Origin of the sequence: Pelobacter propionicus DSM 2379 (assembly GCF_000015045.1) — a bacterium.
Lineage (GTDB): Bacteria > Desulfobacterota > Desulfuromonadia > Geobacterales > Pseudopelobacteraceae > Pseudopelobacter > Pseudopelobacter propionicus.
In genome coordinates, this window is record NC_008607.1 from 21732 (window position 1) to 34220 (window position 12489).

Here is a 12489-nt window from a genome sequence, read left to right on the forward strand (position 1 = left end):
GCATCCGTATCGACATTTCACCGTCAGGAGTTCCCATGAAAAGACTTCGCACGCTTGTACTACTGATATTGATGTTTGTTCCGTCTGCTTTGACATGGGCAGAAGAACCAAAATTGCCTGCCGAAGACCTGGCAAGCCTTGTTGACACAGCAATCACCAACAATCCGGAACTAAAGTCTTCCCAGGCCCGCTGGCAGATGTTCAGGAACAGAATTGCCCAGGCGCGCTCCTTTGACGATCCGATGCTGATGCTCAAGCTCCAAAACGGCCTGGTGAACTCCCCCTTCAACTTCAGACGCGACAGCATGACCCAGAAGGTTATAGGCCTTAGCCAGCAGATCCCTTTCTGGGGAAAACGCGGGCTCAAGGAAGAGGTGGCCGCGAACGATGCCGAGTCGTATCGTTGGCAGGTGGATGAACGGAGACTCGAACTCGCCAGGATGGTGAAGGAGACCTACTACCAGATATTCTTTGCCGATAGATCCCTGGAGATCGTCGCCAAAAACATCCGGATTCTTGACGACTTCATCACCCTCGCCGAGACCAAGTACGCCGTCGGCCAGGGCGCGCAGCAGGATATCTTCAAATCACAGGTTGAGCGTTCGAAGATGCTCGACATGAAGATCTCCCTGGAACAGGAACGGAAAAGCCTTGTGGCGGCCCTGAATGCCCTGCTCTATCGCTCCCCGGAAACGGCGGTGGGCAGGATTCCCGACTTCGAGATCCAGCCGTTGCCACTTTCAGCCAGGGATTTGAGGGAAACGGCTCTCAAGAAACGCCCCATGATCAAGAGCCTGCAGGCCCTGATCGACAAAGGAGAGGCGGGGCGCAGGCTGGCCAGGAAGGAGTTCTACCCGGACTTCAACGTCTCCCTGGAATACATGCAGCGCGAGCCGGCCATGGGCAGTGACGGCGCCGACATGTACAGTCTGGGTGTCACGTTCAACCTGCCTGTAAGGCGGGAGCGTCGTCATGCAATGGTGGCTGAATCAAATTCAGAGATCAGTATGGCGACAGAGGAATTGAACGGCTTGCGGAACACCATTGATTCCGGCATTTCCGACCTGCTCGCCAAGCTGGAGAAACGGGAAAAACTGGTCATGCTCTTCAAGACCGGCATCATTCCCCAGGCCGAGCAGTCCCTTGAGTCGGCCACCATCGGTTACCGCGTCAACAAGGTCGATTTCCTGAGCCTGCTCGACAGCAGGGTAACCCTGTTCAATTACGAGCGTGAACTATACGAGTCCCAAGCTGAGTACATGATGGGGCTGGCACAGCTCGAAGCGCTTGTCGGCACCGATCCGGCGATGCCGCAAACGGGACCGGGCAAAGTCCCGACTATCGTACCTCCCGTGCCGTCCGAGCCTGAACATTGATTTCAGCATTAAAATTCACGATACCGAGGCACGACCATGGCCCTGAACAAGAAAATCGCAATTCCCCTGATGGTAATCATTCTGGCTTCGGCAGCAGGAGGCGGCTGGCTTCTGTGGCACAAGAAGCAGCCCGGCACGGCAGCTGATCAAAAAACGGCCCAAGGGAAGCAGCTTTACACCTGCTCGATGCACCCGTTCATCATCAAGGACAAGCCGGGTACCTGTCCGATTTGCGGAATGGAGCTGATCAAGAAGATCGAAAGTGCCACTGACGGCGCTGCCATGACGGCCGAGCAGAAGCAGCAGGCCGACATGCTCGGACATGTCTCCCTTTCTCCGACCCAGCGGGTCATGGCCAATGTGGCCACGGTGGAGGTCAGGCAGCAGTCACTCAACAAGGAGATCAACGCCGTGGGGATCGTGCAGTTTGACCAGTCGCGGCAGGCCAAGGTCACCGCCTGGATCGCCGGGCGCATCGATAAACTCAATGTCAGCACCGTGGGGGCCTACGTCAGCAAAAACAGGCCGGTGGCTGAAGTCTATTCGCCTGATCTGATGTCGACCCAGCAGGAATACCTTCTGGCCATCAAGAGTCGTGACCAGCTGAAAAATTCCCCGATCCCCTCCATTTCCCAGAATGGCGAAGGGTTGGTGGCCTCGGCCAAACAGCGCCTGATGCTGTTCGGGGTCAAGGAGAGCCAGATAGCCGCACTGGAAAAGGCCGGCAAGCCGAATATCCGTCTCCCGATCTACACGCCACTCTCCGGTATCGTCATTGAAAAGATGGTGCAGCAAGGTCAGTACGTCAATACCGGCGACGTCCTGTTCAGTATTGCCGATCTTTCCACGGTCTGGGTGGAAGTCGAGGTCTACGAGAACGAGTTCCCCAATATTCATATCGGACAGCAGGTGGAGATCCGCTCCCAGTCCTTTCCCGGAAAACCGTTCACCGGTCGGGTTGCTTTCATTTACCCCTTCCTCGACCCCAAGACCCGAACAGTCAAGGCTCGCGTTGCCATGCCCAATCCCGGCATGAAACTGAAACCGGACATGTTCGTCAACGCCATCATCAAGGTGCCATTGGGCTCGGCAATTGTTGTGCCTGTCACCGCGGTCATGGACACCGGCAAGCGCCGGGTGGCTTGGGTGGAGAGCTCGCCGGGAATGTTCGAGCCGCGTGATGTCCAGGTCGGACAGCAGACCGACGACAAGATCCAGATCCTGTCGGGGCTCAAGCCGGGCGACAAAGTGGCGGTATCCGGCGGTTACCTGATCGACTCTGAATCGCAACTGAAGGGTGGGGCTGGACAGGATCACAGCAAGCATACCGGCGGCAAGCCCGCAACAATGGGGCAGTCCCCGGCAGCAGATCCGCAGCCCCCGGGAGGTCACGAAGGGCATGGAGCGCCGCCGGCCAGGAATGATTCACTGAAGATGGATGATATGAAGATGTGATCGTAGGGGCGGCCCCATGTGGCTGCCCTTTCATGGGTAATCACACGGGGTTGCCCCTACATGGGGATGTGCAATGGTCGAAAAAATCATCGAATATTCCGCCCGCAACCGGGTCATCATCCTGATGATCTTCGGGCTGGTCATCGCGGCGGGCATCTGGTCGGTCTACAGGACACCGGTGGATGCCATTCCCGACCTGTCCGACAACCAGGTGATTGTCTTTACCGATTACCCCGGTCGTTCGCCTCAGGTGGTGGAGGACCAGGTCACCTACCCCCTGGCGGTCAACCTGCAGGGACTGCCCCAGGTTCGCGCCGTGCGCGCCTCCAGTGCCTTCGGTTTCTCCATGATCTACGTGATCTTCGAGGACAAGGCCGATATTTACTGGGCCAGGACGCGTGTGCTGGAACGCTTGAACTACGCCGCCTCACTGCTGCCGTCCGGCGTCGTCCCGACCCTGGGGCCGGACGGCACCGGTGTCGGCCACGTCTTCTGGTACACCATCGAGGGTAAGGGCTATGACCTGGAGCAGTTGCGCACCCTGCAGGACTGGTTTGTGCGCTACCAGCTCAACACCGTTCAGGGTGTGGCCGAGGTGGCATCCATCGGCGGTTTTGTCCGCGAATACCAGATCGAACTGGACCCGAACAAACTGTTTGCCTACAACATCAAAGTCGGCAAGGTCATGGAAGCGGTCAAGGCCTCCAATAAGGATGTGGGTGGCAGGCTGATTGAACAGGCCGATGCCGAGTACCTGATCCGTGGTCGCGGTTACGTCAAGTCCAAGGATGATCTGGAGAACATCGTGGTCGGCGCCGACATGCGCGGCACGCCGATTTATCTGAAAAACCTGGGCACTGTTCAGATGGGGGGCGCCATCCGACGAGGGCTCATGGATATGAACGGCGAAGGTGAGGCGGTCGGCGGCATCGTGGTCATGCGTTACGGCGAAAATGCCAAGGATGTCATTGACCGGGTCAAGGTCAAGATCAAGGAGTTGGAAAAAGGTCTGCCACCCGGCGTGAAGATCATGGTCTCCTATGACCGCTCCGACCTGATCGCGCGGGCGGTGGATACGCTGAAAAGAAACCTGTTGGAGGAATCAGTCGTCGTCTCGGTGGTCATTCTGGTATTCCTGCTCCATTTCCAGAGTGCCCTGGTGATCGTGCTGACCTTGCCGATCGCGGTCCTGATCGCCTTCATTACCATGAAGCTGATGGGAGTCACCTCCAACATCATGTCCCTGGGGGGCATCGCCATCGCCATCGGCGTACTGGTGGACGCCGGGGTGATCATGGTGGAGAACTGCTACCGGCACCTCTCGGAAATGCCGCCCGAGGATCGCAAGGAAAAGCGTCTTGAGGTAATCATCACCTCGGCCAAACAGGTTGGTCGCGCAATCTTCTTCTCCCTGGCAATCATCGTGCTCTCCTTTGTGCCGGTCTTCATGCTGGAGGGGCAGGAAGGGAAACTCTTCCATCCGCTGGCATTCACCAAGACCTTCTCCATGATGGGCTCCGCCATGATCGCCATCACGCTGGTGCCGGTACTGATGTACTATTTCATGCGCGGCAAGATGCCGCCGGAGAGTTCCAATCCGGTTTCGACTTTTTTCATAAAATTGTATTCACCGGTTATCCGCTGGGTGCTGGTCTGGAAAAAGACCACCATCGCCCTTAACCTCGTGGCCCTGGCCATTGCCGTGCCGATGTTCATGCAGCTTGGTTCCGAGTTCATGCCGCCGTTGGATGAGGGGTCGCTGCTCTACATGCCGGTTACGCTCCCCAACGTATCGATTACCGAAGCCAAGCGGCTGATCCAGGTGCAGGACACGATCATCAAGAGCGTACCCGAGGTTGAACATGTTCTCGGCAAGGTCGGCCGGGCCGAGACCTCCACCGACCCGGCGCCGGTCTCCATGTTCGAGAGCATCATAATTCTCAAGCCCAAAGAGCAATGGCGGCCGGGGATGAAGAAGGCCGACATCGTGGCCGAGCTGGATTCCAGGCTCCAGCAGATCGGCGTGCGCAACGGCTGGACCCAGCCGATCATCAACCGCATCAATATGCTCTCCACCGGGGTGCGTACCGACCTGGGGGTCAAGATCTTTGGGGCCGACTTGAATGTGCTCAAGGATCTGGCGCTTCAGGCCGAGGCGATCCTCAAGCCGATCAACGGCGCTGCCGATGTAGTTGCCGAGCGGGTCACCGGCGGCAATTATATCGACATCGACATCGACCGCGAGGCGGCCGCACGCTACGGCGTCAATGTGGCCGATATCCAGGATGTCATCGAGACCGCCCTGGGGGGCGAGATGCTCTCCACCACCGTTGAGGGGCGTAACCGCTTCCCGATCCGGATCCGTTATCTGCGGGACTACCGTGACAACATCCCTGCCATCCGTCGCATTCTGGTGGCTGGTATGGAGGGCGCCCAGGTGCCGCTCTCCCTGGTAACCAGGCTGAAAATCTCCACCGGAGCGCCGGAGATCAACAGCGAGGGTGGGCTCCTGCGTTCGCTGGTCTTTCTCAACGTCCGTGGTCGCGACATGGGGGGCTTTGTAACCGAAGCCAAGCAGGTGCTGGAAAAGAACCTCAAGCTGCCACCAGGCTATTACGTGACCTGGTCCGGCCAGTGGGAGAACCAGATTCGCGCCAAAGCCCGTCTGCAGCTGCTGATTCCGCTGGGCATGGTGATCATCTTCATCCTGCTCTACTTCACCTTCCACTCGGCCCTGGAAGCCAGCATGGTCATGCTCTCGGTGCCCTTTGCCCTGGTGGGCGGAGTCTACCTGGTCTCAGCCCTGGGCTATAACCTGTCCGTGGCGGTGTGGGTCGGCTTCATCGCCCTGTACGGCATTGCCGTGGAAACCGGGGTGGTGATGGTGATCTATCTGCACGAGGCGCTGGACAAGAAACTGATCAACGGCCCCTGCACAGAACAGGATATTTACGACGCCACCTTCGAGGGGGCGGTCTTGAGGCTCAGGCCCAAGCTGATGACCGTGGCCGTGGCCCTGTTGGGTCTGTTGCCGATCATGTGGTCAACCGGCACCGGAGCCGATGTGATGAAACCGATCGCCGCGCCCATGATCGGCGGGATGATCTCCTCGGCGGTGCATGTGCTGATCATGACGCCGGTGATCTTTGTACTGATGAAGAAGAGGGAATTACGGAAGGGGACGCTGAAGTACAGCGGGATGAAACACTAACTTATTTCAAAATGATATTTTAATGAAAAAAACGTCGTTGCTCATAGGATTACTGCTAATTGTGTCGCTGTTATCCGCTTGCGCAGAGTTTGATAATTTTGCCAACCGCTCTGACCAGTATGGCAGTGCTGACGGCAATCACAGCAGTCACTCGCATCATTAGGTCTTTACTGTTTTGGTATCATGCTGATGTTCTTGCGAGAGTAAGGCTGAAAAGGGAAGGTGCATTATGAGAATAATAATTTTGGTGGCATGGGCAATTGTAATGGTGTCAATCGCTGGCTGCGCAGGCAACCGGGAAACGGTATTGAAGGCGACTGCGCAAACCCGACATGATATTTTTCAGGTGGTTCCGTCATCACAAATCGTCCCCGGAAAGGCTCTATTGAAGATCGAATTCCCGATTAAAACCTACAAAGCCCGTTTAGGCGGCAAGTATTTCAAACATAATGACCCACCTTACACTGCGATTGTAAACATCGACGGACAAACAGTGGAATTGACGGACGAACCAGTATTGGAGGATCTATCGGGTGATTTCATGAAAAACCCCGAAGTGGGAACCGGATGGAAGTACGTTTTTAAGAAAATTTTGCAACTTAAGCCGGGTTCTCACCGGATTACCATTGCCATTCCGTTGTCGAACATCGTTACCGAAAAGTCAATAAACCTTAAAGATGGTGAAAATATATTGAAAATTGGGCCTAAATATATAACCCCTGTATCGAGATACAGCCGCTACCCAAGATTTTCTCATGGACTTAGCGGTATTACGGTTCAGCTCAATTCACAGGTTTTGTAACTTGTTGCTACAGGAAGAGTGTTTATAGTGGAATATACTACACATGTGATGAATATTCTCTATATCTCTGATTCGGACAAACAGTAATCACCAGCAATAATAGATTGTTATATTTTGGCACAGCAAATGCTGTTAGAAATATATCAGAACACATACACCTGATCAAAGGAGAATTCGTAACATGAGAAGAATGGCCGTACTCATTGCAGCACTCTTTGCCTTCGCAGCACCCGTAGCCTCTTTCGCCGGAATGGACCACGATTCCATGGATATGGGGCATGGCAGCCATCAGGGTGATATAGCACATCAGGAAGTTGTGGATGGCGTCAAGGTAACCTTCAAGGTCATGAGCATGAAAGAGCACATGAAAACCATGAACATGGAAATGCCAAGCGGAATGAAAGAGACACACCATATCGCGGTCGAATTCAAGGATGCCAAAACGGGCAAGGCCCTGACCGAGGGTGAAGTGAAGGTCAAGCTACAGAAACCGGACAAAACCGCCCAGGCCAAGAATCTGATGGGAATGCAGGGGCATTTCGGAGCCGATTTCGACCTGTCGAAAAAAGGGAAATATGGCGTAATGAGCAAGTTTCAACTGAAGGATGGTAAAGTGCGCAGCACAAAATTTTGGTATACTGTCAAGTAGGGCAACACAAGACGGAGAAAACAAAACAACACGGGAGGTGTACGATGAGAAGGTTACTATTGGTTTTGACGGCAGTGGGCCTGTTCGGTGCAATGCCTGCGTTTGCTGGGCATGCTGATATGAAGATGGAGCATGAAGGTGCAAGGCAGTGTGCTTTACAGTCAGAATCGATTCAAGAGAAGGTCAAACGATTGGAAGCTGAAATAGCGAAGGGTGAAAAGAAATACAGCGCCGAGGATTTGAAAAAACTCGAGAATAAATTGAAAGAAACCAATGATTTTATAGACAAAATGAAAACATCTCAATAGAGGTGGTCACCTGGGGCGAGCTTAAGGGCTCGCCCCAGCTTTATCAGCGCAATTACCATGAAAAAAATACTATCCATTATCATCACCATAGCATTAGCCGGTTTTCTGATATACGGCATCACCTTTCAGAAAAAGGAGATTCCCGACGAGAGGCCTGGAAAGGTAGTGGCAACCACTGCCTATGAGAAGTATTTTGGCCCCGCTCCTCCGGTGGACAAAGGTACGGCGTACGCTTTTGTGATCTATTTCCCTTCTCGCAAAGAACCGGGCAAAGTTGTTCCGTTTCCATTTTTTACTTTTGACGAGGGCAGCATCAAAAAAGTTGCCATCGAGCGACTGCTGGTCGGCATGGATATCGGCAGTTACCATGGAGAATTCTTTCCTTTCCCAAGCGGGATCCGTCTGATTGCAATCAACGATGAGCAGGGAATGGTAACGGTAAACATCAGCAAGGAGTTGAACACGGTAACTGAAGCGGCGACCGCACATGCGCTTGACTTGACCTTGTACCAGTTCAAGGGAGTCAAGGGAGTTCGGCTCCAGGTAGAAGGAAAGGAAAGTCCATTAAGCGTTTTGGTAAAAAATGTTGATGACAATGCCGTCCAACAGCCCTCACCCCCACGCCTTTTGAGTGTTACCGCTATGAGGGATAAGGGGGCCAAGAACATTGAAGACGTGAATGCCTTTTTCGATCGCCCAGTGGAGGTCAAGGAATTGAAACTGCTCTCCAGGGATGGGCAACCGTTCGCCGGCGATCTGTTTCACTCTGTTTTTGACATGGCGGCAGTGCTCAAGCCGAAAGATCCGGAGCAGTTCAAGGAGCGCATGCCAATCAAGGTACACTGGAAAGTGATCGACAAGCTGGGCAGGCAGGCTGAGGGTGATAGTGTCTGGCCTTTGGAGGTAAAGGAACATTGAGCAACAAACCTTTGGAGGGAACATGAGAAAAGGATGCATTGTTACCGTGATGTGCCTTGTTTTTGGAGCTATAGCCATGAACGGACTTGCATTTGCTCATGGTATGGAAAAGCATGACAAGGCAACAATGGACGACGTGCAGATGAAGAAACTGCATTCCATGATGCCGATGTTTTCCGAAGTATCAGCAAAACTGGAAACGGCTCTTGAGAAAAAAAATATAGTTGCCGTTGAAGCGGAAGCCGGTAAACTTTTAAAATCTGTGCCCGACTTGAAAAAATCGAAACCGCACAAGAATATCAAACAACGGAAGAAATATGTAGAACTGGCGACCAATTTGGAAATGGCGGTAAATCATACAGTTTCTTTAGCTCAAAAGAGTGATTTTGCAGGGGCAAAAGTAGCATTCAAGAAAGTTGAGGAAGCCTGCGCCGCATGCCATACAAAGTTCCGTGATTGATCCCGCCGTAACTCACGGGGAGGGAGGTACATGGGAAAAGCAAACGCTTTAGCGGATAAATACACTTGTATAAATAGAGGTCGTCCATTCGAGCTTTGGGCTAAACAGACGGAAGTTTGTTTTATAAGGAAGGAGTATAATTAAAAAGTGTAGGTATGATTTCAGTGAATCACAGTATTTGATGATTTCAAAGTGTGGAGCATTGCAAGCCTGACTCAAAAATACACCTTACAGACCAAAGAGGAGAATAATCGTGAGAAAGATAACTATATTTAGTTTATTCGCCGCAATCTTGATCATTGCTGCAGCCGGTTGCGCCACGCTGCAGACAACAGGCCATAAGTACTTCATGAAAGGCCAGATTCTCGACGTAAGCGACGGGGAAGTATATCTCTGCATCGGAAGTGCTGAGGGAGCTAAAGCAGAGCAGGAATTTTTCGTCTACAGGCACATAAAGCTTCCATATGCTGGTTCAAAGCAAACGGCTCCGAGCTTTAAACGAGAATCGGTAGGATCGGTGAAGATCACGCAAGTTGTTGATGAGCATTTTGCAAGGGCTAATATTCTTAGTGGCAACATCATGGTAAATGACGTAGCGGAATTGGCTCCTTAAAGGCCCTTCTTGTCCACTGCTCCTATGTGGCTCACCATAAGCAATTAATTGAGTTCTTGAACGTTTTGTTTTAGATCTCAGTTCCGCAATTGCTTTTGCAGCGGCACAAGCTGCACTCAAGAAAGTCGTGCAGCTTGTGCCGCATGCCATGCGAAATTCCATGATTGATCCCGCCGTAACGTAGGGGAGATAAGCACATGGAAAAGGCAAACGCGTTATCGGAAAGAATAGTCAACAGACTTGAACAACACAGACACGATCTTGCCGAAAAGCAGCAGCAACTCGACAGCAAGATGAAGGAAATGCTGAAACAACGGGAAAGGCTGGCCACCATTGCCATGCGCACTCTTGAAACAGTTATTCTTCCGCGCATGGAAGAACTGGCACGACATTTCGACAATGCCAAGGTTTCGGTTCTGCAGACGGATACAGATTTCAGTTGCGTCTGTGAATTTCTCCATACTGCGCGATTTCCGGCAATCGTCAGGCTTGTTATTGCTCTGTTGCCGAGCAATAATGAAGCGTTCACCGCCCGCTATGATCTAAACATCCTCCCTGTGCTGATGGAATACAACCGGAACGTTGAAAATATCTTTCCAGTTGAAGACAGTGAAAAAGTTCTTGCTGCTTGGGTGGAAGACAGAATTCTCGATTTTATCGATACCTACCTTCGCTTGGAAAGCCATCCTTTTTATCAAAAGGACAACACTGTCATTGATATTGTCTGTGGTATGCGTATTCCGGTGACATCCGCAACAAGCTCTGTTGAGCGGCATGGCCGGATATTCTACTTCTGCTCGGAGCATTGTAAAGACGCTTTTCTCAAGGGAAACAGCTGAAAGCCATGGTATTACCGCAAGCATGGGATTGTTTGCGGCTTTGGGTCAAAGTGCCTGAGATGATAAAAATAATCTCGCTAATTATGTTAGTAATACTGGCAGGTTCGAATGCGTCTGCCTATCGTTATAGTAAATACAATTTAGAAATAGATTTTCCTGATGGATGGGAATCTGGTGAAGGCCTGTTTTATGGAACCAAGGTGATTACTACCGTTCACAAGAGTGGTAATGCAGTAATTAAAATTGTAACTAACGGTAATGCTTTCCATAGATATAAGAAGTTTGACAACATGGGAGAAGCGTTTTCTAAATATATCAATGATAAAATATTGTACCCTATGGCAACTGATACATGTAAAAGCCCAATAATAATTGGCAATCCGCATAGAGATATTATTAATGGAAATAAAGCGGTTGTCAGCGATTTTACATGTGGTAAAGACCCAATGACTTATATAGCTGTTTTTGGCAATAACAGAACATATGTAATCTGGGGGTTTTCAAGACTGAAAGACAAATCAGTAATGACAACGATAAAAAAGTCACTCTGTACTTTTAAGATTATAGAGTGATTAGTTTTCTTCCATAGAGTAAGATCAAAACATCAAGGAGGTGCTATGGTACGAACCCAAAAACAGAAGTTAAAAGTAACCAACACACTACGCAATAAAAAGAGTAAAAAAGAGCATTTACAGAACATAATTTCGCTTCGAATCAACGACAAACAGAAAATGACGCTGGAAAAGTTGTCCAAGGCTACATCCAAAAGCATCTCTGATATCGTGAGGGAGGCGGTAAACCTCTGGAGTGCCAAGCGACGAAAACTGTGCCTGGATTAACCAGCGGAAAACACTATTTACATACACCATTCCCATCCCTTTATAGAAAAGGATTAAGAAGGCGTATGGAGGTAACTCCCCATACGCCCCCATTTTTTTGGTTCATCCAGGAATTCTCTTCTCTCTCCTCATTGTCCTTCTAAAAATTAACGCAAAACACTTGTTTTCCGACATCTCTGATATGAAATAATTCATTTACTACTCCTTATCGCTGAACAAGAGATCGTGGTCAGGAATTTTGACGGAATCCACAAAAAAAGTGTTTCGGTTGCTGTTTATTTCTAATGATTCTGTACATTTTCCCCTGCGCTATGTTTCGCTTCTCGTACAACAGCCATATGATTGAAAAACGTCCGTCGGCTGATACCGAAAGCTATGCATACTTTTGATGCTGAATTATTCGAATTTTCATAAAGAATGCGGGCTTGCTCCAGTTTAGCTGGATCGATTTTCGGTCTGCCTCCCGTCTTTCCCCGTGCCTTCGCCGCCTCGCGCCCTGCGGCAGCTCTCTCGGCTTTTAATTCTCGCTCCATTTGATTGATGGCTCCAATGATGGAGAGAAAGGCTCTGCCAGTTGCCGACGAAGTATCGATGTTTTCCTGAAGGGAAACCAAATTGATGCCTTTTGTTTCAAACTCCTGGACAAGTTGCAAGAGGTGCATCAGGGAACGTGTCATCCGGCTGAGTTCGGTCACAACAAGCAGATCCCCGGGCCTGAGAAAGTCCATAAGCTTGGTCCACTCTGGACGGTTCTCCGCTACACCACTTGCTTTATCGGTGAAGACCCTGATGCAACCCGCTTTCGTAAGGGCATCGAGCTGGGAATCGAGGTTCTGACCAATGGTGCTTACCCTGGCGTAGCCAATTCTGTTTGATGTCGTCGCTTTCATGTGCATATACCTACCATACAATCATCTTATTTGCACTTTACTTTTTGCAGCGGTTTTTGCACCAGATTTCAGGGTAAAGAAGATTTCATGGACAATGGTTTGTGGGTAGTATAGAAAGTATACTTTTTG

13 protein-coding genes are annotated in these 12489 nt (G+C 51.0%); 12 read left to right on the forward strand and 1 reads right to left on the reverse strand.

The genetic code is table 11. The features are described from left to right. Positions 1-35 precede the first annotated feature (35 nt). The 12 genes from PPRO_RS18155 to PPRO_RS18210 all read left to right on the forward strand — a co-directional run bounded on the left by PPRO_RS18155 (position 36) and on the right by PPRO_RS18210 (position 11470). On the forward strand, positions 36-1376 hold the full coding sequence (locus tag PPRO_RS18155) for a TolC family protein (RefSeq protein WP_011733759.1): 1341 nt from the start codon (positions 36-38) through the stop codon (positions 1374-1376). 36 nt (positions 1377-1412) lie between these two features. Further along, positions 1413-2831 carry an efflux RND transporter periplasmic adaptor subunit gene (locus PPRO_RS18160; protein WP_011733760.1) on the forward strand — a complete coding sequence of 473 codons (1419 nt, stop codon included), beginning with the start codon at positions 1413-1415 and terminating at the stop codon, positions 2829-2831. Positions 2832-2904: 73 nt separating this feature from the next. Beyond that, entirely contained in the window at positions 2905-6042 is a 3138-nt protein-coding gene (locus PPRO_RS18165) for an efflux RND transporter permease subunit (RefSeq protein WP_011733761.1), read from the forward strand. 229 nt (positions 6043-6271) lie between these two features. Next, positions 6272-6844 carry a hypothetical protein gene (locus PPRO_RS18170; RefSeq protein WP_011733762.1) on the forward strand — a complete coding sequence of 191 codons (573 nt, stop codon included), beginning with the start codon at positions 6272-6274 and terminating at the stop codon, positions 6842-6844. A gap of 181 nt (positions 6845-7025) precedes the next feature. Further along, complete coding sequence (locus tag PPRO_RS18175) at positions 7026-7493, forward strand: hypothetical protein (protein ID WP_011733763.1); 468 nt, start codon at positions 7026-7028, stop codon at positions 7491-7493. A 44-nt stretch (positions 7494-7537) separates the two neighbouring features. After that, a complete protein-coding gene (locus PPRO_RS18180) occupies positions 7538-7801 on the forward strand; it encodes a hypothetical protein (protein WP_041532998.1) in 264 nt (87 codons plus the stop codon). 57 nt (positions 7802-7858) lie between these two features. Continuing rightward, entirely contained in the window at positions 7859-8719 is an 861-nt protein-coding gene (locus PPRO_RS18185) for a GerMN domain-containing protein (RefSeq protein ID WP_011733765.1), read from the forward strand. 22 nt (positions 8720-8741) lie between these two features. Beyond that, positions 8742-9179, forward strand: a complete 438-nt coding sequence (locus PPRO_RS18190) for a cytochrome c (RefSeq protein ID WP_011733766.1) — start codon at positions 8742-8744, stop codon at positions 9177-9179. A gap of 253 nt (positions 9180-9432) precedes the next feature. Beyond that, positions 9433-9792: a hypothetical protein gene (locus PPRO_RS18195; RefSeq protein ID WP_049759851.1), complete on the forward strand. Its 360-nt coding sequence runs from the start codon at positions 9433-9435 to the stop codon at positions 9790-9792. Positions 9793-9989: 197 nt separating this feature from the next. Next, complete coding sequence (locus PPRO_RS18200; protein WP_011733768.1) at positions 9990-10631, forward strand: YHS domain-containing protein; 642 nt, start codon at positions 9990-9992, stop codon at positions 10629-10631. A 59-nt stretch (positions 10632-10690) separates the two neighbouring features. After that, the gene (locus PPRO_RS18205; RefSeq protein ID WP_198138381.1) at positions 10691-11203 is read left to right on the forward strand and encodes a hypothetical protein; all 513 of its coding nucleotides are present in this window, start codon (positions 10691-10693) and stop codon (positions 11201-11203) included. Between the two features lie 45 nt (positions 11204-11248). After that, complete coding sequence (locus tag PPRO_RS18210) at positions 11249-11470, forward strand: ribbon-helix-helix protein, CopG family (protein ID WP_011733770.1); 222 nt, start codon at positions 11249-11251, stop codon at positions 11468-11470. Positions 11471-11751: 281 nt separating this feature from the next. Here the strand turns inward: PPRO_RS18210 and PPRO_RS18215 are convergent, their stop codons facing one another. Further along, entirely contained in the window at positions 11752-12360 is a 609-nt protein-coding gene (locus PPRO_RS18215) for a recombinase family protein (RefSeq protein WP_011733771.1), read from the reverse strand. Between the last annotated feature and the right edge of the window lie 129 nt (positions 12361-12489).

Coding starts and splice junctions, on each gene's coding strand:
- PPRO_RS18155 (WP_011733759.1), top strand. CDS start 36: ATGAAAAGACTTCGCACGCTTGTACTACTGATATTGATGTTTGTTCCG.
- PPRO_RS18160 (WP_011733760.1), top strand. CDS start 1,413: ATGGCCCTGAACAAGAAAATCGCAATTCCCCTGATGGTAATCATTCTG.
- PPRO_RS18165 (WP_011733761.1), top strand. CDS start 2,905: ATGGTCGAAAAAATCATCGAATATTCCGCCCGCAACCGGGTCATCATC.
- PPRO_RS18170 (WP_011733762.1), top strand. CDS start 6,272: ATGAGAATAATAATTTTGGTGGCATGGGCAATTGTAATGGTGTCAATC.
- PPRO_RS18175 (WP_011733763.1), top strand. CDS start 7,026: ATGAGAAGAATGGCCGTACTCATTGCAGCACTCTTTGCCTTCGCAGCA.
- PPRO_RS18180 (WP_041532998.1), top strand. CDS start 7,538: ATGAGAAGGTTACTATTGGTTTTGACGGCAGTGGGCCTGTTCGGTGCA.
- PPRO_RS18185 (WP_011733765.1), top strand. CDS start 7,859: ATGAAAAAAATACTATCCATTATCATCACCATAGCATTAGCCGGTTTT.
- PPRO_RS18190 (WP_011733766.1), top strand. CDS start 8,742: ATGAGAAAAGGATGCATTGTTACCGTGATGTGCCTTGTTTTTGGAGCT.
- PPRO_RS18200 (WP_011733768.1), top strand. CDS start 9,990: ATGGAAAAGGCAAACGCGTTATCGGAAAGAATAGTCAACAGACTTGAA.
- PPRO_RS18205 (WP_198138381.1), top strand. CDS start 10,691: ATGATAAAAATAATCTCGCTAATTATGTTAGTAATACTGGCAGGTTCG.
- PPRO_RS18210 (WP_011733770.1), top strand. CDS start 11,249: ATGGTACGAACCCAAAAACAGAAGTTAAAAGTAACCAACACACTACGC.
- PPRO_RS18215 (WP_011733771.1), bottom strand. CDS start 12,360: ATGAAAGCGACGACATCAAACAGAATTGGCTACGCCAGGGTAAGCACC.